The following is a 22,530-nucleotide window of genomic DNA, read 5'->3' as shown; positions in this document are numbered from 1 at the left end:
ACCGGAGATTTCCCGCGTCTCGGGATTTGACACCGGTTCGCCAAGGAGAAGAAAATGGCTGAAGGCCATACCAAATTGATCGGGCCGGATCTGGTCCAGGGCATCGCGTTCTCGGATCTGCCCGATGGCGGAAAGCTCGTTGGCCATTGTCGCGAGGAACAGGTGTTGTTGGTGCGCCGCGGGACTGAGGTCTTCGCCATCGGCGCGACCTGCACACATTACGGCGGGCCGCTCGTCGACGGTCTTGTGGTGGAGGATACCGTTCGGTGTCCCTGGCATCACGCGTGCTTCGATTTGCGCACAGGCGAGGCCTTACGCGCGCCAGCCTTTAATCCACTCGCTTGCTGGTCGGTGGAACAACGCGATGATCGAATATTCGTGGGCGAGAAGCGCAAACGGACGGCTCCGAAGCTGCGCGACGGGGGCTCTGGCAAGGTTCCAGAGAAGATCGTCATTGTCGGCGGCGGAGCGGCCGGTTTCGCGGCGGCCGAAAAACTCCGGCGCGAACATTATCAGGGCAGCATCGTCATGCTCAGCAACGACGAAGCGCCACCCGTTGATCGTCCCAATCTTTCCAAGGATTACCTCGCCGGCAGGGCGCCGGCGGAGTGGGTTCCGCTGCGTGGGGAAAGCTTTTATTCAAAGAACGACATCGACCTGCGTCTCAATGCGAACGTCGTCGGCATCGATGCCCGTTCTGGCGAGGTCGTACTCGCAGACGGAGCCCGGACTCCCTACGATAGGCTACTCCTTGCAACCGGAGCCGAACCGGTGCGCCTGACCATACCCGGCGCCGACCAGCCACACGTTCACACGCTGCGCTCGTTCGCAGATTGCAAGGCGATCATCGAGCGAGCCACGACTACGCGCCGCGCCATCGTGCTTGGCGCCAGTTTCATTGGCCTGGAAGTTGCCGCGGCCCTGCGCGCGCGCGATATCGACGTTCATGTCGTTGCACCAGGTAAACGGCCCATGGAGCGGGTCCTGGGGCCGCAGATGGGCCACTTCATCCGCGCCCTCCACGAGGAAAATGGTGTCGTATTCCATCTCGAGGATACCGCGAGCAGCATTGATGGCAGCAAGGTGAAACTCAGCAGCGGCATTACATTGACGGCGGATTTCGTCGTCGCCGGCATCGGCGTGCGACCGCGGTTCGGGCTCGCCGAAAAGGCTGGGCTCGACGTCGATCGCGGTGTCGTCGTGAACGCCTTTCTGGAGACGAGCGCATCGGGGATATTCGCGGCCGGCGACATTGCGCGGTGGCCAGACCCTCACAGCGGCGAGAACATTCGGGTCGAGCATTGGGTGGTTGCAGAGAGGCAGGGGCAAACCGCAGCACTCAACATGCTCGGACAGCGTGAGAAGTACGCCGCCGTGCCGTTCTTTTGGAGCCAGCATTACGATGTTCCCATCAACTATGTCGGCCATGCGGGGCGATGGGACGAGATTGCGGTCGATGGTGACATCACTGCCAAGGATTGTCTGCTCCGCTTCAAACGCGAAGGGCGTACGCTGGCTGTCGCGTCGATCTTTCGCGACGTCGAAAGTCTGGAGGCGGAGTTGGAAATGGAGCGCCAAATGGCAATCTAGTAAGCGCTCTCGGGCACCGCGATCCGGAGAGAGCGCAGCCAGAATGGCGGAGCGGTGTGTCGTCGTGACCGAAAGGAGTTCGACTTATGTCCACAGTGCAACAGGAACTTGACACTACCAGCGGTTTGCCCACGGTTGCGCCCGCTCAGCATTATTCAAAGATCGTCGAGTTCGCCAAGGAGGTCGTCAGGGAAGCGTCCGATGAGACGCCGACCTCGGTTGAAATCTTCTCGGACAGCGGCCACTGGTACTGCCGGGTCCGTCGCGGCGATGAAAAGACGCGGCCGATGGGGCCCTATACCAAACTACAGGCTGAGCGGGTCCAGGAAGCTCGGAGAATGTTGATCGCCAAAAGAGGTACCGCTCGGATTATGTTCGAGTAGGGCCAGGGGACCTTCACGATCACGCCGGCCGGCGCACTTCACGACACCGATCGTTCGTCACCAGTTTTTCGAAAACTTTGCGAGGCAGACCTCCGGCTTTTGAGGGTTGGCCGCATTGCGAAGCCGCGTTTCGCGGCAGGGCGTCTGTTGACGTTTTCCCTTTGCCGAGCCGGCATTATCTCCAATCCATGGAAGGAAAACCCAAATGGGCTACAAGTCAATCGTTCTCAATCTCGACATCGACGGTATGGTCGCTCCTGTTATCAAGCTCGGTGTCGATCTGGCCCAGCATTCGATGCGCGTCTGGTCGGTCTCACGGCTGCCGACGTTCCGCCGCCTGTCGTAATGGAAGGAGGAGTGGTCTTCGAAGGCGACAGCATGATGCGCCAACGGGAGAACATCACGCGACGAATCGAGGAACTCCACGCGGAATTCGAAGGGCTTGCCGGCGCTTCGGTTGATACGGAATGGCGCGGGGCGGTGGGCAATCCCACTCGCTTGCTGATCGGCTCGGCGCGTGTGGCCGATCTCATCGTCACAGCTTCGCCCGAGGGCGGCTCTCCCGGCAACGTTCATCGTTCCACCGACCTCGGTAACCTGATCCTTCAGGCAGGACGGCCTGTCTTTGTCGCCTCGACCAACCAGGAAAACTTCCGCATCAACAAGGTTCTTGTCGGATGGAAGGATACGCGTGAAGCCAGGCGTGCGGTTACTGATGCCATGCCCTTTTTGCAAATGGCTCAGGAGGTTCGTGTAATCACGATCGAAGATGACGCGACCGATGAAACCTGGAACAGCCTGAACGATGTCGTCGCCTTCCTTTCGAACCACGGCGTAAGGGCGAAGGCTGATGTTTTTCCGGAAAGATCTGATGGTGGATCGATCGCTGATGTGGCCGAAGCGATGCATGCGGATCTGATCATATCCGGCGCCTACGGCCACAGCAGGTTCAGGGAGTGGATCTTTGGCGGTGCTACCCGCTCGCTGCTTGAAAACGATCGACTGAACCGGGTCATGTCGAATTGATCGTGATCCGCAAGTCGTGGATGCACATTGTCAAAACCTGCAAATTCCGCGCGGCTCGAGCGCTCCGGGTTGACCGCACATCTACAGTGACAAGGCTGTCAGGCAGGCATCGGAAGAGCATTCACTCGTTACTCGCCTTCCGTGGCGATCAACATCCAATTGCGCTTCGTTGACGGGGTGTCACAGGCGAACGTCCACGTATCGATCACCTCAACGATCTGCTGGGGATCGCCGGCGACGATCGCATCGTTGGCCGAGCGTGTAACGCTGACCACGTCGGAAACGAAGCGAACGGCAATCTCAGCGGTACCATTCTCCGCAAGAGCGTCGACGACCTTTGCTTCGTTCGTGCCGATGAAGGTGAGTTGCAGCATCTCCTCCCGATCCCGGCGCCCGGCAATCGCTCGTTCGAAGATATCGAGCACTTCCGGCCCGACGAGGCGCTTCAACGTTGGGATGTCGCTGTCCGCATACGCGCGCAGGATTGCTTCATAAGCCATCTTGGCGCCGGTCAGAAACGCGGCAAGGTCGAAATTTGGGTCGATCTCTCGGATCGCATCCGGAGCGTGTGTCCGCGCAGGACGTGTCGTCGATACTGCCGGTTCGTTGCTCTGTCGGCGCATCGTCCCGCTTGGCCTTGTCGTTGCCTGAGCGCGGTAGAGTTTGGCCCCAACTGCCCAGCAATGCCCAATAAAACGCAATGATCGCCACGAGCAGGATCTGGTTGTTTGGATCTGTGGTTTCGTTCATGACGTTCTCCCGACAGAATGTCGAAGCAGGCGCCGGTTCGGAACCGGAGCTGAATTTTTAGACAATGCGCGGCAGGCGTTCCCATTGATGGAAGGGCGGCGGCGACGGCAGCTGCCATTCGAGCGTGGTCGCCCCTTCGCCCCATGGATTGGCGCCAGCTTGACGTTTGCGGGTGAAGGCCTCCGCAACCGTGACAAAGAAGACGACAAGTCCGGCCGTTGAAATGTAGGACCCGATGGACGACACGAAATTCCAGCCAGCGAAAGCGTCGGGATAGTCGGCATAGCGTCGCGGCATGCCGGCCATGCCCAGAAAATGCTGCGGGAAGAAGACGAGGTTGACGCCGATGAACATCAGCCAGAAATGCAGCTTGCCCAGCGTCTCGCTGTACATGTAGCCAGTCATCTTCGGGAACCAGTAATAGAAGCCGGCGAAGATGGCGAAGACCGCGCCCAAAGACAGCACGTAGTGGAAGTGGGCGATCACAAAATAGGTGTCGTGCAACGAGCGGTCGATGCCGGGGCTGGCGACCATGATCCCGGTGACTCCGCCGATGGTGAAGAGCAGGACGAAGCCGAGAGCCCACAGCATCGGCGTCTTGAACCCGATCGATCCTCCCCACATGGTCGCCAGCCACGAAAACACCTTCACCCCGGTTGGAACGGCGATGACCATTGAGGCGAAGGCGAAGTAACGCTGCGTGTCGGCGGACAGGCCGACCGTATACATATGGTGTGCCCAAACCACGAAACCGATCGCGCCGATTGCCACCATCGCATACGCCATGCCGATGTAACCGAAGATCGGCTTCTTGGCGAAGGTCGAGATGACGTGGCTGATGATGCCGAAACCAGGCAGGATCATGATGTAGACTTCGGGGTGACCGAAGAACCAGAACAGATGCTGGTAGAGGATCGGATCGCCGCCGCCTTCGGGCGCGAAGAAAGTCGTGCCGAAGTTTCGGTCCGTGAGCAGCATCGTGATCGCGCCGGCAAGCACGGGCAGCGACATGAGAAGCATGAAGGCGGTGACCAGCATCGACCAGGCAAACAGAGGCATCTTGTGCATCGTCATGCCGGGTGCGCGCATGTTGAAAATGGTCGTAATGAAGTTGATCGCACCGAGGATCGATGACGCTCCTGCAAGGTGGATCGAAAGGATGACGAGGTCGACGGCAGGGCCGGGCTGGCCTGAGGTCGACAGTGGCGGATAGAGCGTCCAGCCACCGCCATGGCCGAGCGTGCCGGGTGCTCCTGGAACGAACATCGAGGTGATGAAGAGGATAAACGACATCGCCAACAGCCAGAAGGAAATGTTGTTCATGCGTGGAAAGGCCATGTCGGGTGCGCCGATCATGATCGGCACCATCCAATTGCCGAAGCCACCGATCAGGGCCGGCATGAGCACGAAGAAGATCATGATCAGGCCGTGGGCGCTGACGACGACGTTGTAGACTGCCGGATCGCTAAATATCTGCAAGCCTGGTTGCTGCAACTCCATGCGGATCAACACGGAAAGCGCGGTACCGAAGACCCCCGCCATGATCGAGAACAGCAGGTAAAGCGTCCCGATATCCTTGTGATTGGTGGAGAACAGCCACCGGACGATAAAAGGGGGCCTGTGATCATCCAAGGTCGTGGCTGGATTAGACATGATGGACTTCCTGCTCTTCACTGCCGGCAGGCAGACGGACTCAACGATGAACGGCATCTGCGATCCGCCATCACCGGAGGCTACGTCTTGCCCGCGATCATTCATTCATCCGTGACGATCACATCCATCGGAATGTCGTGTGGCTGCGGATAGATGGTCTGGATTCTGCTGCCTGCGTAGCCGACGCCAACGACGAGAGGCCGCTTCGGCGCGGCGGCCAAGGTCCGGTCGAAGAAGCCGCCGCCATAACCCAGGCGATAATTAGACTGGTCGAAACCGACAACGGGCGCGATGACCACATCCGGTTGGACCGAAGGCCCGTGTGACGGGACAAGAATATTCCAGATGCCGCGTTCAAGTGGGTCTCCCGGTCCCCAGATACGAAACTCCAGCGGCCAGCCTTTCTTGATGACGACCGGCAGCGCGATCCGCCCGCCGCGCTCGATCACCCGGATCGCCCAGTTGCGAAGGTCCGGTTCGCCTCGAAAAGGCCAGTAGCCACTGATGATGCGGCCGCTCACCCGGCCGACAGCCAGGTCGAAAGCGGAAGAGATGCGTAAAGACCTCGCAAGGCGTTCCTCGGCATCGACAGCGAGACGCTCGTCGATCAGGCGCTTGCGCTCCGCCTTGCGCCATCGACAGACATCCGGCCAGTCTTCCCGCCCAACCGACTCGGTGCCGTATCCCGGAACAAGTTCGTGCATGAAGCACGGAGGAGAGGCATATTCTCTCGTCTCCGGGTGAACATCCTCCTGATCAGACATCGCACGCTCCATATCGGTTGCAGCGGAAACCCCGCCTATCTGGACGTTGCGCTGCGTAAAACAGGAAGGCAAACGGAATTAAATGCTGTATTAGTGCAAGATTATTGCACTGAACTGGAAGCTGTGATGGACATCGACCGCGCTCGCACGTTTCTGGAAATCGTTCATTCCGGCAGCTTTCTGAAAGCCGCCGACCGGCTCCACGTCACCCAGACCACGGTCAGCGCTCGGATACGCACGCTGGAGGAAGAGCTCGGACGTCAGCTCTTTATCCGCAACCGCAATGGCGCGCAGCTGACGCCGGCGGGCCGGGAGTTCGAGCGGTTCGCCCAGTCATTCGTGCAAATCTGGGAACGGGCACGGCACCAGCTCGCCATCCCATCGGGACGGACAAGCGTCGTTGCCTTGGGTGGAGAGCTCAGCCTGTGGAATCCGCTGCTGCTCGACTGGCTGGTCTGGATGAAGAAGGCCAGGCCGGAAATCGCCATCCAAGCCCAGGTCGGCGTGCCGGACCAGCTCCTCGAGCAGCTCAGGACTGGCGTTCTGGACATTGCGGTACTCTATGCGCCGAAGCTGCTGCCGGGTTTCAGGGTAGAGCTTCTCGTCGAGGAGCAGCTCGTCCTGGTTCGGACCACCGACAGGGATGGGGAACCGGCCGGGTCCAAGGACTATGTCTATGTCGATTGGGGGCCGCTGTTTGCGGCCCAGCATGGTGCCAGTTCCTCTGCCTTCGGCGAGCCGGGATTGATGGTCGGCCTTGGCCCGCTTGGGCTGAGCTACATTCTGCGCGCCGGCGGGATGGGTTATTTCCGCAGGGGCGCAGCAGCTCCCCATATCGAGGCGGGCCAGTTGGAGGTCGTGGAAGGCGCGCCCGAATTCACCTATCCGGCCTATGCAGTCTATCCAGAAGCAAGCGAGGCGCGCGCCGACGTGCAGGAGGCGCTACGCGGATTGAAGCAGGTTGTGCAATGATCCTCCCTCCAGGCACCACGGTTCGCGTTATTGCAAGGCCCGCAAAGACTCCAATGACAAACTGGTCGGCTTCGTCGGTCATTTACATTTCGATCAAAGCGTAGGCCAAGCCAAAGATTCCGGTCATTAGAACGGCGAAGAACGCCCAGCCTCTCAACGCGGCTCGCACATCTTCAGGCTTGGCGCCTTTCTGGTTGTCGTAATCATCCATAATCAGATCCTAGTTTGTTGACCTATCTTGGTACAGGCAAGGGCTAACGGAACGCTTGTCTATCCGCCTTTACAGCCTTTGGGATAGTCGAAGTGTCAGGCGGCCGACGGACCAGGGTCGTCGAAACCGGTGTCGAAAGCCGCCACGACTTTGTTCTCCGCTTTGTCCTGCAGTTCCTCCGAACGATGAACGACGCGGAGAACCGGTCCGTCCGGTCGCGACGAGCCCGGCTCAACACCCCCCGCCAGCTTCAATCTTTCGCGCCTTGCGGCTTCCGGCTGATAAACCACTTCTTGGACGGTCAGCGTTTCAAGGCCGCCGTCCGCAGTCGAAATGGAAATGGACTGACCTTCGGCCAGACCGAGCAGCGCAAGGCCGCGCGGATTGGTGATCGGCAAAAGCATGCCAACCAGACCGCGCATGTCGCCATGTGCGACGATGCGGATTTCGGCAGGGCCGTCGTTTACCCGATACGCGACGCGGCTGCTGAGCGTCACGACGGTTGCTGGGATGTCTTCCCGAAACACCACAACTGCGCTCGAAATCTTCCCTTGAAGTATCGTCGAGAAGGCATCACCACGGGCAGGGCGGCGCTCCTGCATCACTTCAAGTATCGTGTAGTCCTTGGTGGTCAGTTGGCAGCTATCGAAAGTGGACATGGCGCGTCTCCGGCCGGCCCTGTGCAAGGGATCCGGCGTCAAGCAATTGATCGGGTGAGGAAAGCTACCCCTGTGCCGGGCCAGGATAGGCCGGCGCAGGGGTCACACTCCCGCGATGAGGCTGCCCGCGTGATTGAGGAGACGGATGGAGACGCCCATGTCTAGACGCCCGCCGCAATTGTCGAAGACGCTGGCAAGCGCCGATCGGCCATATCGCCTTCTGGAGCGGGCTGGCTCACCGCAAGCACCGACAGTTCGTGCCGGCGCCCATCGCGCGCAGTCCACATGATCGACTGCCCGGCCGAGAGACCGATCAGGGCCGTGCCGATCGGCGTGAGGATTGAAACCTTGTTTTCGGAGATATCCGCATCGCCAGGAAAAACCAGCGTGACTGTTTTCCGATCGCCGGTGTCGGGCTTGAACGTCACAATCGAGCCCATCCGGACGGTGCCGGCGGAGACCCAACCATCGGCAACGATGCGCGCGCGCTCGAGTTCGGCGAGCAGCTCATCTGCCGCCTCCGGATTTCGTACAGCCACAGTGCTCGCAAGGGCCGATAGACGCGTATGATCCGACTGCGAGATGCGGATGTTCGGCTTGCGCCGGGTTTTCGTGTTGTCTTGCATTTGAATACTCGTGCTTCTGCCCGGACCAGCCGCCCACCAAGGGTGCCGGAACTGAGTCAATTCGTGGAAAAACTTGCTGAAAAACGCCGATGCCCCAGAAGCTCGCGGCCCTGCGGATCATCCCATGTGGGTTAACGCACTGCCCCTCGGCTCAGGGCGTATGGCAACTGAGCCGGGGGCTACATTCCCGCTATGGGACAAACCCGGAAAAGAAAATCGCGATGAATTTTGACTGCGGCGTTCATAAGACCATAGTTGGTGAAGCAATCCGGGAAGTCAAGCCAGCGGCCTTGGTGCACCATGGCGGGCATCAACCCTAAGTTAGTCAGGGCGAGCACCAAGCAGCGTAGTTATCACCAGCTCTCTTCCGGCCCTGTTTATCCCGGTCCCGCTCGGTCTTTCTTCCGCCAATCCGAGGAAGACAAGGCGTTCGGCCAAGGCTTTTGATAGAGATGGGTAAGGCCCGCGGTTCATTCGCTTGAGTGCCGTTTGCTCCTCCTGAGTTAGAGCGTCCCAGGTAACCGTCATGACGGCCACCTCCCTTGTTTGCATTGTCCGACCAATGCGAATTCTGGATTGTCGAGCCACGGGCTGTGGCCGTGAATTCATCGAGCCCGAAAACCTTGAGTCTATGGAACGGCGTCTGTTCCGACGATGCCACCCTCATTCTCCAGAACGCCGATCCGCCTGACTTCCGAGCGGTTGAGTTTCAGACGAACGCCGATACCGCCGCCGTTTTCGGCAATGAAAACGGCGCCGGCGTTTTCAAGCGCGGTTTGCAACGTGTCGCAGACATCCTGGTCGGGAAGGCTGATCCGACGCTCGAATTCCTCGATGACCAAAGCATCCACGCCTGAACTGCCGGAGAGCTTGTCACGGGTCCATTCGACCAGCGCGCGAGCGGCACGGCATTGAGCACCAGTGATCATCGCAAAATCTCCTGCTGCCGCTTTCGGGGCCGAAATCGCGGCTTGCTGAAAGCCAAGGACACTCCGGGGTGCGATGGCTTAACCCAATCAAAAGTGCATATCGAATTCGAAAAGGGAAGGGCTGCGTCACGCCCCGCAATCGAATTCTGATGCAAAATAATTGTGCTAAAGCGGCAACAAATTTCGTTTGTCTTGCAGATAAGGATGAGTGAAGCTCATACGAAGCGAAATTGACAGATTGGGTGCCAGCCAGCAGGTCTCAACGCCAGGGGAGTTCTTGGCGATATCGCGCGAAGGGCGCCTTGGGCTCGGCGATGATGATAATGGACAGGCTTGAACATGATTTCGGCAGAATACTTTCCGGCAGGGTTCAGCGTCATGTGGTCGGGCGAATGGTATCTGCCAGCCGCCTCGACGTAGATGACCGCGGTCCAATCACTCCTTCGGATGACAATGCCCTCAAGACACGGCTGCGCGAGGAACTGCTCCTGCAAGCACAGACCCGGCTGCCGATCACCTATGCAAGACTGGCCGAGAGCATCGTTGGTTCCGACGCAACAGGCGTGATCCGTGATGCGCTCGAACAACTGATGGACGACGATGCGGCCGAAGGCCTGCCGTTGCTTGCGGCTGTTGCCGTGAAGGCACTCGAACCTGGTTTACCCGCTCCCTGGTTCTTCCGGAAAGCCGAGGACATGGGGCTGTTCGCTGGCGATCCGGCCGATCTGGAAGCCTATGCTTTCCATGCAAGGGAGTTCTATCGTGCGATCAGCCTCAATCCTGGTCTGTCACACAACGGGCAAGGCTCTCGAAGGACCTTGCCGCCGGTTCCGCCGCCTGCAGACAGGTGAAGGAGAACGAAATGCTGATCGCCAAGGACGTGATGACGTCACCGGTCATCGCGGTAGGGCCTGACAGTACGGTGGATGAGGTCGCCGATATTCTCCTGTCTCACGGGATCAGCGCCGTGCCCGTGATTGATCGAGGTGCGCTGCTGGGTATCGTCAGTGAAGGAGACTTGATCCGCCGGGCGGAGATCGGTACGGCGCCGCAGGGTCGTTCCTGTTGGCTTCGGTTTTTTGCCAATAACGCCGGTCTTGCGGAAGGCTACGTCAAGTCTCATTCCGCGCATGTGACCGACGTCATGACAATGCAAGTTGCGACGGTGGTCGAGAGTACGCCAGTCGTCGAGATCGCAACCCTGCTTGAACACAATCGGATCAAGCGTGTTCCCGTGCTGCGCGACAGACAGGTGGTGGGGATCGTCAGTCGCGCCAATCTGGTGCGAGCCCTAGTCGTCGCCAGGAAAGGTTGGCGCGCTCCGGTCTCGCATGACGACAGCAGTATCAGACTGGAGATTCTAGACGCCTTGCGATCCGAATCATGGCCCTCGACCCGAAGTCCGGACGTGACCGTGACCAACGGCGTGGTCACCTTCTGGGGAGCTTACCTTTCGGAGCAGGAGCGGAAAGCCTCGCTCATTCTGGCTGAAAACACCGCTGGCGTGCGGGCTATCGATGATCACCGCATTCCGCTCGATATGACCTAACGGCGTGGTCTGAGGAGTCGGATTAGCGCTATGCCCTTGACGCAGACAGCCCCGATTTCCGAAGTGAAGATTCGATTACTCGTCGACTCCTTCTGCGGCAAGATCCGCGCCGACGCAGAACTCGGGCCGATTTTCGAGCGCGTCGTTGCTGGCGATTGGGAAACGCATCTGGCGAAGATGTACGATTTCTGGTCCTCGGTCATGTTGACCACCGGGTACTACAAGGGAAGTCTCGTCGCGGTCCGCACGCATATAGGCGGATTGGAGATCGGTCTGCTCGACCGGTGCCTCGCCTTGTTTGGCGACAGTTGCGACGAATTGCTGGACAGCGAGACCGCGGGGCTCTGTTGGCTGAAGGCCGCCCACATAGCTGAAAGTCTGAAGCTGTTCTTGTTCTATCGCTCTGACCGGCCATGGCTGAGAAACGCCGCATGACGTTCGTGGTCACTGACAATTGCATCAGATGCAAATACATGGACTGTGTGGAGGTCTGTCCTGTGGACTGTTTCTACGAAGGCGAGAACATGCTCGTCATCCATCCCGATGAATGCATCGACTGCGGCGTCTGCGAGCCCGAATGCCCCGCGAAGGCCATTTTTCCCGATACCGCGCCTGGTCTCGACGATTGGCTTGCGCTGAATGCTGAGTACGCGTCTGTGTGGCCTAATATTGCGATCAAGCGTGATCCACCCGTCGACGCCAAGGCGTTCGACGGCGAAGCGAACAAGCTCGCGAAATATTTCTCGCCGGAACCCGGGCTGGGCGACTGATCAAATGAAGGCATATGCGCATCAGCTGTCGCCTCTGTATCTGGGCATCGACACCGGTGGGACGTACACCGATGCCGTACTGTGGTCGGAATCAACAGGCATCGTGGCCAAGGCCAAATCGCTGACCACGCGGCACGATCTTGCCGAGGGCATCGCCGGCGCGGTCGACGCTGTTTTATCCGAGGCCGCTAGCGAACCCAGCGCGATCAAGCTCGTCTCGATGTCGACCACGCTCGCAACCAACGCGCTCGTAGAGGGGCAGGGCGGCCGGGTCGCGCTGGTGATGATCGGCTTCGCTGAAGCCGATCTTGCCCGGAACGGATTGTCAAAAGCCCTCGGCTCCGATCCCGTGATTTTTTGCCCGGGCGGACACGACGTCCACGGCGATCCGCGTCAGCTCGTGCTGGACGCTCTCATGGCTGCGCTGCCGTCTCTCGCCGACACGGTTTCAGGCGTCGCCGTGGCCTCTTATTTTGCGGTTCGCAATCCCGAACATGAGATCACGGTGCGTGACATCATCCGCGAGCGTACCGGGCTCCCAGTGACCTGTTCACACGAACTGTCGTCGAAACTCGGCGGCCCGCGTCGGGCGCTAACCACGCTTCTCAATGCGCGACTGATCTCGATGATCGATCGCCTTGTCGACGCCACGGAAGGCTTTCTGGCAAGACGCGGGATCTTCGCTCCGCTCATGCAGGCGAGCGGCTGGACGACTACGATACCGAAGACGAAGCAATGACCGCCGCCGAAGCGCACATTCGCGTCTTGGCGGCAGGTCTTGCCGAGCGCGCCGGGACCGATCAGGCGCGGATCGAAATCGCACGGGACATAAGGGTTACAACAATTGAAGGCGAACGCAGTTTCGTCGAAGCCATCGTTGTCGCGACCGCCATCGGACGGCCGCGGATCGCGTCGTGACGCTGTGACGGGGCCTAGATCTTGGCTATGATAACTCGTCGCCTAGCCTCGGGCCAAGATCAATAACTGAGGGCACGTTGGGGCCCGATTCACACACTCTTGTAAGTAGCTGCTTTCAAAGAAAATTCATCCGAAGCGTGCCCGAGTATGATCTAGAATTCCCGAGGGCTATCAAGCAGGATCATTGTGAATCAAACCACTGTGGCCATATTCATGTTATTTATCAATTGCTTGTAACTTTCTTCTGGAAAGGTGGTGCCGTTAACTGGGGCATGTATCGAGTGACCACTTGTGATCTTCCACGCTTGGGCATGATCGCGTTTACTCAGCGCTCTGACGTCCCGATCAACCACGGATTCCGAACGCAAATTTCTCTAACCAACGCCTCTCGGGCCGAATGAACCGCCTCTCTGCGACTCTGGCGGTGCCGTCTTTTCCCGCGGCAGTTCGCGTGTGGGTTTGCGGACGATCAGGATCAATCTGTCCCAGCGATCCAACTCACCGCTCGGATAGAAGGTCGGGTCTGGGCCGGTTTAGCCGTCATGCGGCTTGGCCCAAGTACAGCCCGCCCATGACCCGGTCTCCGCCCGCTGACCACCGCATAGAAACCGGCGTGCAGCGCGGCCGCAAAAGGATGATACGAGCGTTGATCTGGCCCTTGGCTTCGGCGAGCAAATCACGCGCCGCACCTATTAAGTGACGCTAGTCTAGCTGGCCAGCGTTAGCCTGCCGTATCGGCTGATCTCGCTCGCAATGTCAGATATCAGACTGTCGAGCGCTGGATTTCGGACCTTCTTGGCCCGCCGCACAATATAGGCGAGCCCGGGAGGTTCAGGTAGGACGCCGTCGATAACCTCCATGTCCTTGAGAATATGACGATCGCTGAGTAGAGCAACACCCAATCCCGCGCTTACGGCGGCTACGATACCCGCAGCGCTGGAGCATTCGAACAGGGTTTCGAGCTCCACTCCGCCGTCTTGCCCGATGTCAATCGCCCAGCGTCGGTAGAAGCAGTCGTCGTCGAAGGAAAGGAACGGGATCGGGCCTTGACGGCTGAACGACAGTTCGCGGGACTTGACCCAGTGCAGGTCCTCCCGAAACAGCACGACGTCGGTTGGTCGGATCTCGTGAGAGAAAACCTGCACCATCGCCATGTCCAGTTCACCGCGTTCAAGCATTGACCTCAGCACGAGACTCATTCGGACTTTCGTCCTCACGGTGACCTGGGGGTGCAAGCGGTGGAAGCGGCCGAGGATGCGCGATAGATCCGAACATGTCGTGTCCTCGGTGAGGCCCAGCATGATCCGGCCTGCCAGGTCCGACTTCGCCAAGCTCACAAGAGCCTCGTCGTGCAGCGCAAGAATCTTCGCTGCGTACTCGAGGAGTTTTTCGCCGTCGGAGGTGAACATCCCGCCACCGGGCCGTCGGTTCAGAATCTCGCATCCGAGACTCGTTTCCAGGCGTTTGATTTTGTGGCTTACCGCGGACTGCGTCAGCCCGAGCGCGTCGGCTGCTCTGGTGACACCGCCATGGAGCTTGACAGCACGAATTGCGCGCAACGCGTCGATGTCCAGTCGTCTGCTGTTGATGTCGGTCATCCGCGACTTCCGCTGTGATTGCTATACATGAACGCGTCAGCATCATTTTGACAACACGGTATGAACTTGATGGCATGTTTGTCATCACCCAATCGATATTTGTCATGTGCCCGATGCCTGCAGGTCGGCTACTCGGTAGCGACATGCAACCTAGGCACGCAAGTGACAGCCCTTTCTTCGTTTTCAGAAATTGTGACCCGTCACCGTATTCTCTATCCTCTGTTGGCGGGATTGCTGATCATCGCCTGGAGTTCCGGTTTCGTTGGCATCCGTTACGCAAGCGAAGAAGCCAGCGTAGCCGTCCTACTGTTTTGGCGCACACTGTTGTCAGGAGTCATCCTCCTTCCATTCGCACTTGCGTTCGGGCCGAGGATGCGCCTGCGCGCGGTCATATCCCAAGCCTTGTTCGGCGTGATGGCCGTCTTCATTTATCTCGGCGGCTTCGCGCTCGCGATCGAGCAACGCGTGCCGACCGGGTTGGTCGCGCTGATCTCTGATCTTGTGCCGCTGGCAGTCGCGGCCATGTCGCAGCCTGTTCTGGGGGAACGGCTAAACCTGCGGCAGTGGCTTGGCACTGCCGTCGCGGTGACGGGCGTACTGATTGTATCTTTCGACAGCTTGAGCTTCGGAACTGCGCCCTTGTGGGCCTACGAGTTAACCCTTGGCTCGATGATGGTCTTCTCCTTCGCGTCGGTCCTCCGCAGGGGCCGGGAGTCGCTGAACATGCCCGTCCACCAGAGCCTCTGCGTTCACACGCTGACTGGCGCGGTCCTGTTCGGCATCTGCGCCATCGCTCAGGGAGGGGTTGAGCCGCCGATGACGGCTGAGTTCGCCATCGGAATGGTTTGGCTCGTGTTTATTGCCACCTTCGCCGCCTATTCGGTCTATTACACGATGCTGAGCATGTACCCCGTGGCGAAGGTCAGCGCCGCCATCTATCTGAGTCCCCCCGTAACTATGCTGTGGGCTTGGGTGCTATTCTCGGAGCCTCTCACGCCGGCGATGTTTTTCGGCTTGGCTGTGACGGTCGTAGGAGTCTGGCTGACGGCGCGCGGATAGTCCCAGTTGGACTTCAAGCAACCCGGAACAATATTACGCACGGTCCACACGCTGAATCCAAGTCTGCTTTAGCTTGCCCTTAGCAAAAAGCTGAATGCCCGCATACGGCCCGTTGCGGTTATAACGCTCTTGGCCGCTTTGCCCTCGACGGCGCCTTTGGCCGTGGCCTGCGCCCCTCCCACTGGATCTGCCGTTCATACAGGCAGCGACATCTCTGGCCATTGCGGTGACCGCTTCCTCGTTCCCGTCGGCGCCCCGGTGATTGCCGCCGAAGCCCGCGGGTTCCGCATTTGCGAACCTGCTGTCCAGCTATCGCGCGGGAGCAGCGTCGCCGGCGAGTGCGCGACGGCGACTGGCGCGTATTGGCGCATCCCGAAGCGAAATCACGCTGATGGCAAGCGGCGAACCCACCCACCACTGATGGATAGGATGGATAACGACGTCGTCGCAGGATTAGGCAAGTCTACCCGACGAACGGGCAACCGGTGGGGGCCGCCCACGCCCATAACAGTTGCGTCGCAACAATCGATCCGAAGGAGAATTTCAATGACGACTGTGTCGCTCGTCACTGGTGCAAGCCGTGGCCTCGGCCGCAACACCGCTATAAGCATCGCGCGCCGTGGCGGCGACGTGATTTTCACTTACCGCAGGGGCGACGAGCAGGCGAAGGCCGTCGTCGCCGAGATTCAGGCAATGGGTCGTAAGGTCGTGGCGCTGCGTCTCGACGTGACCGACATCGGCTCGTTCGGGCGCTTCGCTGATACAGTCAGGTCCCAACTGTCGACCACGTGGGGACGGGATAGGTTCGACCACCTCGTCAACAATGCCGGCCAGGGTGAAATGGCAAGTTTCGCCGAAACCACCGAAGCTCAATTCGACGCACTTTTCGACACCCATGTTAAAGGCGTCTTCTTCCTCACGCAGGCTCTGCTGCCGCTCATTGCCGACGGAGGCCGCATCGTGAACTTCTCTACGGGATTGACGCGCGTCTCGTACCCCGGCTTTTCGGCTTACTCCGCCGCAAAGGGCGCGGTGGAAATCCTCACGGTCTATATGGCCAAGGAACTGGGAAGCCGGGGCATCGCCGTCAACACGGTGGCGCCTGGCGCGATCGAGACTGATTTCCTGGGCGGCGCGGTGCGTGACATGCCTGAGCTGAACAAGCAGTTTGCCAACATGATCGCGCTGGGCCGCGTCGGCTTGCCCGACGACATCGGCCCGATGGTCGCCAATCTGCTCGGCCCCGACAATCGCTGGATTACCGCGCAGCGGATCGAGGTTTCTGGCGGGCAGGTGATTTAAGGCAACCGGCCCGGTCAAGGTAAAGATCAACAAGGGCGCCGCCGCGGTCTCGCGGCAGCGCCCTTTCGGCACTCATGCGGTGCGGTCATTGGACGGTACTTTCTTCGGATCGAACGGCGGTTGCTGGAAAGGTTCTGTGACGCCAAGCGCCCGCTTATGCGGGCAGCTCAGGCCGAGCCGCAAGGCCGCAGGACTACGCCAGATCGGCTGGCTGGCCAGCCTTGGCGCCGCCGAGGACGCGGTCGATCATCTCCTGGGCGGACCCAAGATAGTTGGTCGGCTCTGTTAGCTTGTGCAGACGCTTCAGCCCAAGATGGGCGGCAACCTCGGGCGTGCCCGCGAGAACCTCAAAGAGCGACTGTTCGGTTTCCAGCGCGCGGCGGCACCCGGCATAGACGAGGTCGTGCGCCGTTTGCCTTCCGGTAATCGGCGCGAGCGCCATCATCACCGCCTCGGCGACGATCAGGCCGCGCGATACGTCCAGGTTGGCGCGCATGCGTTCCTGATGCACTTCTAGCCCGGAAAGCAGGAAGTGGGTTGGGCTAAGTGCGCCCGCCGTCAGCGCGAATGCTTCGGGGACCGCCGCCCATTCGAGATGCCACGGGCCAGTCGCGCGCTCGAAATCGTGCACCATTGCGTCGAGCATCAATCCGGCATGCTGGCGCACCAGCTTTGCGGCGGCGATGATGAGCTCGCACGAGATCGGATTGCGCTTCTGCGGCATGGTGCTCGATGCGCCGCGATGGCGCACATAGGGTTCCGAAACTTCGCCGAGTTCGGTCGTCATCATGATGGAGATATCGAAGGCGAGCTTGGCGAGGCTGCCGCAGATCAGGGCGAGCAGTTGCACAGCTTCGGCCATGCCGTCGCGCGACGAATGCCAGGTGATCGCCGGCGTAGCCAGCTCCAAGATCCGCGCAAGTTCCTCCTGCACCGCCAGTCCTCTGTCGCCAAGGGATGCCAGTGTGCCCGAGGCGCCGGAAAATTGTACGACAAGTACGCGCGGGCGCATTTGCGCCAAGCGCTCGCGGTGCCGTTCGAGCGCGCTCAGCCAAACGGCCGCCTTGTAGCCGAAGGTGATCGGCAGCGCGTGCTGCAGATGCGTGCGTCCAGCCATAGGGGTCGCGCGGTGCGCCTTCGCCAACTGTCGCAATGCGCCCATCGTTTCGGTAAGTTGGCGGTCAATCCGGTCCAGCGCTGCGCGGACCTGCAGGACCGTTGCGGTATCCATGATGTCCTGCGTGGTTGCTCCCCAATGCAGATAGCGCCCGGCCTGCCCTGCCGCATGTGCGAGTTGTTCGACGATCGGTAGGATCGGATAGCCGACGATCTCGGTTTCGCGCCCCAGGCGCTCGAGATCGAACTGATGGTGATTGGCGGCGTTTGCGATGCCGAGTCCAGCTTCGGCAGGAATCATGCCGAGGCGCGCCTGTGCCTTCGCGAGTGCGACTTCGGTCTCGACGCAACGGCCCATGAATGCGCCGCTGTCGAAAATCGAGCGCATTTCGGGGTCTGTGAAGCTCGCGCCGAAAAAGGGAGAATCGATCAGGGAAAGGGTGTTCATCACAGGTCTCCGGTACGCTGCTTGAGTGTCGATTTGATCATGCAGGCGCATCAAGCGGCGAGCACAGTCGCTTTCCCTCTCGATGGTGAGGACGACGGTGGCGAGCAGGGCGAGCCAAATGGTTGCCGCGGGCGACCATTGTGATCGACACGGACGCGGCGATCGGCACATGGGCGCTGGCCGGCCCGGGGATGGGCGCCTGCAGCGCCCGCCATTGCTCGACAGATTGGCTGTGCAAGATGTTCACGCCGTTCTGGAGAACAGCGTCAACACATTGGCAAGCAGCGTAGGCCCTGCGTCGATCAGGGTCACGACGCCCTCCATCGCGGTGACACGGTGGATCGGAATCGCTCCCGCCGGGCTGTCTCACTGCAGGTTCACATGCTTGGTAATCTGGTACGGATCGAGGATCTCAATGCCGCCTTCGGTGTCGATGCCGCTTTCCTTCCAGCCGCCGAGCGGTGCTTCGGGTTGGTGCGTCAGGCCCCCGTTCACGCCGACAACGCCATATTGCAGGGCGTCGACCAGCCGGCGCTGCCGCGCACCGTCATGGGTGAAGACATAGGAAGAGAGGCCGAATTCGAGCCCGTTCGCCCTTTCCAGCATCGACTTCTCGTCGTTGAACGGCAGGATTGGCGCCACGGGACCGAAAGGTTCCTCGCGCAGAATGGCCGCCTCGTCGGGCACATCGATCAGCACGGTCGGCGAGTAGAAGTTGCCGCGTCGGTCCAGCCGCTTACCGCCCGCAAGAATGGTCGCGCCGCGTGCGCGTGCGTCGTCGACAAGCCTTGCGATGGCGTCGACCCGGCGCTCGTTGGCGAGCGGCCCCATCTGTGTCTGCTGATCGGTGCCGTCGCCCACGCGCAACGCATTGGCCAGTTCGACGAAGCGCGCCGTGAAGCGCTGCGCAATGCTCGCCTCGACAAAGAAACGTGAAGGACATAGGCAGATCTGGCCGGCATTCATGAACTTGGCATGCACCAGCAGTTCGGCCGTCGCTTCGGGGTCGACGTCACCGCATACGATCACCGGTGCATGGCCGCCGAGTTCCATGGTCACCGGCTTCATCGCTGCCCCGGCGGCCGCGGCCAGGCGCTTGCCGATCGGGATCGAGCCGGTGAAGGTGATTTTAGCCACTTGCGGCGCATTGATAAGCTGGGTCGAGACATCGTTGGCGTCACCGAACACGACTGCGATCGCGGCCGGATGGACGCCCGCCTCGAGCAGTGCCTTGGCCATCTCGATCACCGAACCGGGCGTTTCCTGCGAGGGCTTGCAGATGATCGCGCAACCGGCGCCAAGCGCGCCTGCGAATTTCTTCGCAGCAAGCGCCATCGAGAAGTTCCAGGGCGTGAAGGCGGCCACCACGCCGATCGGATGCGGTTGCACCTCAATGCGTTGACCGGGCGCGCGGGCCGGGACGATGCGGCCGGAAATCCGCCGCGCCTGTTCGGCCCCCCATTCGAGGAAATCGGCGGAGCGCTCGATCTCGATGCAAGCCTCGCGAAGCGGCTTGCCCTGCTCGCGGGTGATGACATTGGCGATGCGGACGAAGTCTGCGCGCAGGCGCTGGGCCGCGTCCTTGAGGATGCGGCCGCGCTCCCAAGGCGGCACGGCCTGCCAGGATCGGAGCCCGCCCAAGGCGACCTTTATCGTCTCGTCGATATCGGACTTGGAGGCAAAGGCCACACTGCCAAAAGCCTCGCCGGTAGCGGGGTTGACGACATCGACTGCGATACGGTCGGAGCCTTCGCGGCTCTCGCCGGCGATCAGAAGCTGGAACATGCTGGTCATGGAAAGTCTCCTGGCTTGCGGGCACGCTGATCGGGTGGGGCGGTTCAGCCCGAGAGCGCTTTGACAATGGCGTTGGTGAAGGCCGGGATGTCGGACGGCATGCGGCTGGTAATGAGGTTGCCATCGATGACGACTTCGGCGTCCAGGACCTGCGATCCCGCGTTCCTCAGGTCAGTGCGGACGGAGTACCAGCCGGTGGTGCGCCGGCCGCGCACGATATCGGCCTCAATTAGCACCCAGGGGCCATGACAGATGGAGGCCACCGGCTTGCCGGCCGCGTCGAATTGCCGGACGATCTGAACTGCTTCCTCGGTCATCCGCAGCCTGTCCGGGTTCACCACGCCGCCAGGCACGATCAGCGCGTCGTAGGCGGCGCCATCGACGTCGGACAATTGCACGTCGGGCGCAATCGCCCGCTCGGAGGGGTTCGAGCGGCCCGTCGCCATATCGTAGACGACGCCGCTTATCGATCCCGTAGCGGGCGAGGCCAGAGTCACGTTCGCGCCGGCGTCGAGCAGCGACTGACGGGGGAGGTACAGTTCGTCATCCTCAAACCCGTCAGCAGACAGGATCAGGACATGGCGGTTCGAAAGGTCGGTCATCTGAACTCTCCTCGACTGCGGGGGGAGCCATCTAGGATCCCGCTCCCGTTGACCGGCACAATCGCCCCGGCCCGGACATCGCGGTTGCCCAAAGCTTCGGCTTCCTTGCCTATTACTCCGAGGTGGATTGTGCGTCGCGCGCTTGGGAATATACTCGCTGCAATGACACACACGCTGCTTGAAGCCGTTCGCCGCCATGCCGACGCCAATGCCGACAGTTACGGCATTGCCAGAACCGATGTGCCGGGGTTGAGTACGATCCGGGCCACTCGTTCCAGCGAGTTGCAATATGCGATCAACTGCCCGCTGGTGGCTCTGGTCGTCCAGGGTGGCAAGCGCGTGACCATGGGCAGCCAGACCTTCGAGTTCGGCGCCGGCGACTCGCTATTGATCGCCGCGGACGTGCCGACTGTGAGCCAGATCACCCGCGCGAACGCCGGCGTGCCTTATTATTCGCTGGTCCTCGAGCTCGACGCCGCGGTGATCGAGCGGCTGGCCGTGGAGATGCGCGTCGTGCAGGCAGGTGTCGGCGGACCCGTCCGCGTCGACATGACCGAGGCAGAAGTCGCCGAAGCCGCTTTGAGGCTGATGCGCGTGCTCGATCGGCCGGCGGCCTTGCCCGTGCTTGGGGATCAGCTCGTGCGCGAGCTGCATTTCTGGCTTCTCGCGGGCAGACATGGCTCGGCCATCCGCGCGCTGGGCGTTACCGATAGCCATGCACAGCGCATCGGCAAAGCAGTAGCTCTCATCCGTGAAGGATTTGCGCAACCGCTTCGCGTCGAGCAGCTAGCGGAGAAGGCCGGCATGAGTGTCTCCTCTTTCCACCAGCATTTCAGAGCGATCACCTCGCTCTCGCCGCTGCAGTTCCAGAAGCAGTTGCGCCTGATTGAGGCGCGGCGCATCATGCTGTCAGACGGCATGCCCGCGAGCAGCGCCGCCTATGCGGTCGGCTACGAAAGCGTGCCGCAGTTCACGCGCGAATACGGCCGAATGTTTGGCGTACCGCCTGTCCGTGACATCAAGCAGGCCAGGGAGCGGATGAACGTTGCCGCATAGCTAGCGATGGGCGCCGTGGTCTGACAAAGCTTCCCAACGACGCAGTCACCGAGTTTTCGGTCAGGGCCTGACCGTGGTTCACCGTGCAGGCACTGGTGGTGGACGGCGGCAGCACCACCATCATGCCGAGCAAGCCATGGAATGTCGCGGCGCAATGGCCGGTCATCAGTTATTCTGATCTCGTGCGGTGTTTAAAAGCCATGCTCGTCAAGAGAAGCTGGGTCCGGTCAGGCGAGAGCGGTTGAGCTCCCATTCGGCAAGCGTACCCAAGTTTGATGCTGTCAATCCTGAGTGAGCGAATGCGAGTTCCTGACGGACCATGCTGAAAATGAGGGCTTGTACCCTGAAGCACTGATGATTTCCGCGGGCGATGATGCACGAAGAGCTGCTTTCGCCAATAGGCCGGCCGACAACGGCTGAGCGCGCTGTTCAGCTAGCCCGGCCGCGCATGCGATAGGACGGGTTCCAGAAGTAGGGTAACCTCGACACTGACGCTGGTGGTGGCTTGCGAGTGAAGGGGTTGATTGGCCCAACGCGTAATGGAGACTAGCAATGGGATATCCTCAATCGATACCTCATGGATGCTGATTATGCTGTTCGCAGCGGGGTCGCCATAGGCGGGTAACGTCATCAGGTGGAGCTTGTTCCGCCACTCGGATCGCTTGCCGTTTCGCTCCATTGGTTTGGAACAAAATTTTTTAGCCGCAGTTTTACGCGGTGAAGGGACGCATTTTCCAAGGAGATCTCTCATGAAA

Annotated in this window: 25 protein-coding genes and 1 pseudogene; 14 read left to right on the top strand and 12 right to left on the bottom strand. The window is 60.5% G+C overall.

The window, feature by feature from the left end; all coding sequences use genetic code 11:
• Positions 1-54 precede the first annotated feature (54 nt).
• The 4 genes from NKI22_RS15995 to NKI22_RS15980 all read left to right on the top strand — a co-directional run bounded on the left by NKI22_RS15995 (position 55) and on the right by NKI22_RS15980 (position 2,999).
• Positions 55-1,590, top strand: a complete 1,536-nt coding sequence (locus NKI22_RS15995) for an FAD-dependent oxidoreductase (protein ID WP_352958591.1) — start codon at positions 55-57, stop codon at positions 1,588-1,590.
• A gap of 86 nt (positions 1,591-1,676) precedes the next feature.
• Positions 1,677-1,973, top strand: coding sequence for a hypothetical protein (locus NKI22_RS15990; protein WP_352850864.1), 297 nt, complete (start codon positions 1,677-1,679; stop codon positions 1,971-1,973).
• A gap of 205 nt (positions 1,974-2,178) precedes the next feature.
• Positions 2,179-2,319, top strand: a complete 141-nt coding sequence (locus tag NKI22_RS15985) for a hypothetical protein (RefSeq protein WP_352816130.1) — start codon at positions 2,179-2,181, stop codon at positions 2,317-2,319.
• An 11-nt stretch (positions 2,320-2,330) separates the two neighbouring features.
• Positions 2,331-2,999 carry a universal stress protein gene (locus NKI22_RS15980; RefSeq protein WP_352816128.1) on the top strand — a complete coding sequence of 223 codons (669 nt, stop codon included), beginning with the start codon at positions 2,331-2,333 and terminating at the stop codon, positions 2,997-2,999.
• A 128-nt stretch (positions 3,000-3,127) separates the two neighbouring features.
• Here the strand turns inward: NKI22_RS15980 and NKI22_RS15975 are convergent, their stop codons facing one another.
• The 3 genes from NKI22_RS15975 to NKI22_RS15965 all read right to left on the bottom strand — a co-directional run bounded on the left by NKI22_RS15975 (position 3,128) and on the right by NKI22_RS15965 (position 6,166).
• Positions 3,128-3,622, bottom strand: coding sequence for a Tim44/TimA family putative adaptor protein (locus tag NKI22_RS15975; protein ID WP_352816126.1), 495 nt, complete (start codon positions 3,620-3,622; stop codon positions 3,128-3,130).
• Positions 3,623-3,806: 184 nt separating this feature from the next.
• On the bottom strand, positions 3,807-5,402 hold the full coding sequence (ctaD, locus tag NKI22_RS15970; RefSeq protein ID WP_352816124.1) for a cytochrome c oxidase subunit I: 1,596 nt from the start codon (positions 5,400-5,402) through the stop codon (positions 3,807-3,809).
• Between the two features lie 101 nt (positions 5,403-5,503).
• Positions 5,504-6,166: a 5-formyltetrahydrofolate cyclo-ligase gene (locus tag NKI22_RS15965; RefSeq protein ID WP_502897701.1), complete on the bottom strand. Its 663-nt coding sequence runs from the start codon at positions 6,164-6,166 to the stop codon at positions 5,504-5,506.
• Positions 6,167-6,292: 126 nt separating this feature from the next.
• Here NKI22_RS15965 and NKI22_RS15960 point away from each other — a divergent pair, with 126 nt between their 5' ends.
• A complete protein-coding gene (locus NKI22_RS15960; protein ID WP_352816120.1) occupies positions 6,293-7,138 on the top strand; it encodes a LysR family transcriptional regulator in 846 nt (281 codons plus the stop codon).
• An 82-nt stretch (positions 7,139-7,220) separates the two neighbouring features.
• Here the strand turns inward: NKI22_RS15960 and NKI22_RS15955 are convergent, their stop codons facing one another.
• The 4 genes from NKI22_RS15955 to NKI22_RS15940 all read right to left on the bottom strand — a co-directional run bounded on the left by NKI22_RS15955 (position 7,221) and on the right by NKI22_RS15940 (position 9,563).
• Positions 7,221-7,349: a hypothetical protein gene (locus NKI22_RS15955; RefSeq protein ID WP_256753415.1), complete on the bottom strand. Its 129-nt coding sequence runs from the start codon at positions 7,347-7,349 to the stop codon at positions 7,221-7,223.
• A 95-nt stretch (positions 7,350-7,444) separates the two neighbouring features.
• Positions 7,445-8,008 carry a GreA/GreB family elongation factor gene (locus tag NKI22_RS15950; protein ID WP_352816118.1) on the bottom strand — a complete coding sequence of 188 codons (564 nt, stop codon included), beginning with the start codon at positions 8,006-8,008 and terminating at the stop codon, positions 7,445-7,447.
• Positions 8,009-8,169: 161 nt separating this feature from the next.
• A complete protein-coding gene (gene rnk / locus NKI22_RS15945; RefSeq protein ID WP_352816116.1) occupies positions 8,170-8,694 on the bottom strand; it encodes a nucleoside diphosphate kinase regulator in 525 nt (174 codons plus the stop codon).
• A gap of 569 nt (positions 8,695-9,263) precedes the next feature.
• Positions 9,264-9,563 carry an XRE family transcriptional regulator gene (locus tag NKI22_RS15940; protein ID WP_352642816.1) on the bottom strand — a complete coding sequence of 100 codons (300 nt, stop codon included), beginning with the start codon at positions 9,561-9,563 and terminating at the stop codon, positions 9,264-9,266.
• A gap of 323 nt (positions 9,564-9,886) precedes the next feature.
• Between NKI22_RS15940 and NKI22_RS15935 the strand changes: the two genes are divergently transcribed.
• From NKI22_RS15935 to NKI22_RS15910, 6 genes and pseudogenes are all read left to right on the top strand, one after another.
• Positions 9,887-10,414, top strand: a complete 528-nt coding sequence (locus tag NKI22_RS15935; protein ID WP_352816114.1) for a hypothetical protein — start codon at positions 9,887-9,889, stop codon at positions 10,412-10,414.
• A gap of 11 nt (positions 10,415-10,425) precedes the next feature.
• Complete coding sequence (locus tag NKI22_RS15930; protein WP_352816113.1) at positions 10,426-11,112, top strand: CBS domain-containing protein; 687 nt, start codon at positions 10,426-10,428, stop codon at positions 11,110-11,112.
• Positions 11,113-11,175: 63 nt separating this feature from the next.
• The gene (locus NKI22_RS15925) at positions 11,176-11,547 is read left to right on the top strand and encodes a group III truncated hemoglobin (RefSeq protein ID WP_352816111.1); all 372 of its coding nucleotides are present in this window, start codon (positions 11,176-11,178) and stop codon (positions 11,545-11,547) included.
• Positions 11,544-11,882 carry a ferredoxin FdxA gene (gene fdxA / locus NKI22_RS15920; protein ID WP_352816109.1) on the top strand — a complete coding sequence of 113 codons (339 nt, stop codon included), beginning with the start codon at positions 11,544-11,546 and terminating at the stop codon, positions 11,880-11,882. The genes NKI22_RS15925 and fdxA overlap by 4 nt, the downstream gene beginning before the upstream one ends.
• A gap of 4 nt (positions 11,883-11,886) precedes the next feature.
• A pseudogene (locus NKI22_RS15915) lies at positions 11,887-12,588 on the top strand (hydantoinase/oxoprolinase N-terminal domain-containing protein); the annotation flags it as partial.
• Between the two features lie 29 nt (positions 12,589-12,617).
• Positions 12,618-12,800 (top strand): hypothetical protein, encoded by a 183-nt coding sequence (locus NKI22_RS15910; protein WP_352816107.1) that lies wholly within the window; start codon positions 12,618-12,620, stop codon positions 12,798-12,800.
• 707 nt (positions 12,801-13,507) lie between these two features.
• Here the strand turns inward: NKI22_RS15910 and NKI22_RS15905 are convergent.
• Positions 13,508-14,398 (bottom strand): LysR family transcriptional regulator, encoded by an 891-nt coding sequence (locus NKI22_RS15905; RefSeq protein ID WP_352816106.1) that lies wholly within the window; start codon positions 14,396-14,398, stop codon positions 13,508-13,510.
• A 162-nt stretch (positions 14,399-14,560) separates the two neighbouring features.
• Here NKI22_RS15905 and NKI22_RS15900 point away from each other — a divergent pair, with 162 nt between their 5' ends.
• Positions 14,561-15,457: a DMT family transporter gene (locus NKI22_RS15900; RefSeq protein ID WP_352816104.1), complete on the top strand. Its 897-nt coding sequence runs from the start codon at positions 14,561-14,563 to the stop codon at positions 15,455-15,457.
• 546 nt (positions 15,458-16,003) lie between these two features.
• Positions 16,004-16,759 carry an SDR family NAD(P)-dependent oxidoreductase gene (locus NKI22_RS15895; protein ID WP_352816241.1) on the top strand — a complete coding sequence of 252 codons (756 nt, stop codon included), beginning with the start codon at positions 16,004-16,006 and terminating at the stop codon, positions 16,757-16,759.
• Between the two features lie 193 nt (positions 16,760-16,952).
• Here the strand turns inward: NKI22_RS15895 and NKI22_RS15890 are convergent, their stop codons facing one another.
• The 3 genes from NKI22_RS15890 to NKI22_RS15880 all read right to left on the bottom strand — a co-directional run bounded on the left by NKI22_RS15890 (position 16,953) and on the right by NKI22_RS15880 (position 20,719).
• Positions 16,953-18,323: a class-II fumarase/aspartase family protein gene (locus tag NKI22_RS15890; protein WP_352816239.1), complete on the bottom strand. Its 1,371-nt coding sequence runs from the start codon at positions 18,321-18,323 to the stop codon at positions 16,953-16,955.
• A gap of 366 nt (positions 18,324-18,689) precedes the next feature.
• Positions 18,690-20,117 carry an NAD-dependent succinate-semialdehyde dehydrogenase gene (locus tag NKI22_RS15885; RefSeq protein WP_352958588.1) on the bottom strand — a complete coding sequence of 476 codons (1,428 nt, stop codon included), beginning with the start codon at positions 20,115-20,117 and terminating at the stop codon, positions 18,690-18,692.
• Positions 20,118-20,161: 44 nt separating this feature from the next.
• Positions 20,162-20,719 (bottom strand): type 1 glutamine amidotransferase domain-containing protein, encoded by a 558-nt coding sequence (locus NKI22_RS15880; protein ID WP_352816100.1) that lies wholly within the window; start codon positions 20,717-20,719, stop codon positions 20,162-20,164.
• Positions 20,720-20,881: 162 nt separating this feature from the next.
• Between NKI22_RS15880 and NKI22_RS15875 the strand changes: the two genes are divergently transcribed.
• On the top strand, positions 20,882-21,775 hold the full coding sequence (locus NKI22_RS15875; protein WP_352850939.1) for an AraC family transcriptional regulator: 894 nt from the start codon (positions 20,882-20,884) through the stop codon (positions 21,773-21,775).
• A gap of 433 nt (positions 21,776-22,208) precedes the next feature.
• Here NKI22_RS15875 and NKI22_RS15870 read toward each other — a convergent pair.
• A partial coding sequence (locus tag NKI22_RS15870) for a hypothetical protein (protein WP_352958586.1) occupies positions 22,209-22,530 on the bottom strand: 322 nt, incomplete at its 5' end.

It is taken from the genome of Mesorhizobium sp. M0778, assembly GCF_040320105.1.
Taxonomy (GTDB): Bacteria; Pseudomonadota; Alphaproteobacteria; order Rhizobiales; family Rhizobiaceae; genus Mesorhizobium.
The sequence above is the reverse complement of the archived record's forward strand: the minus strand, read 5'-3'. Positions and strand labels throughout refer to the sequence as shown.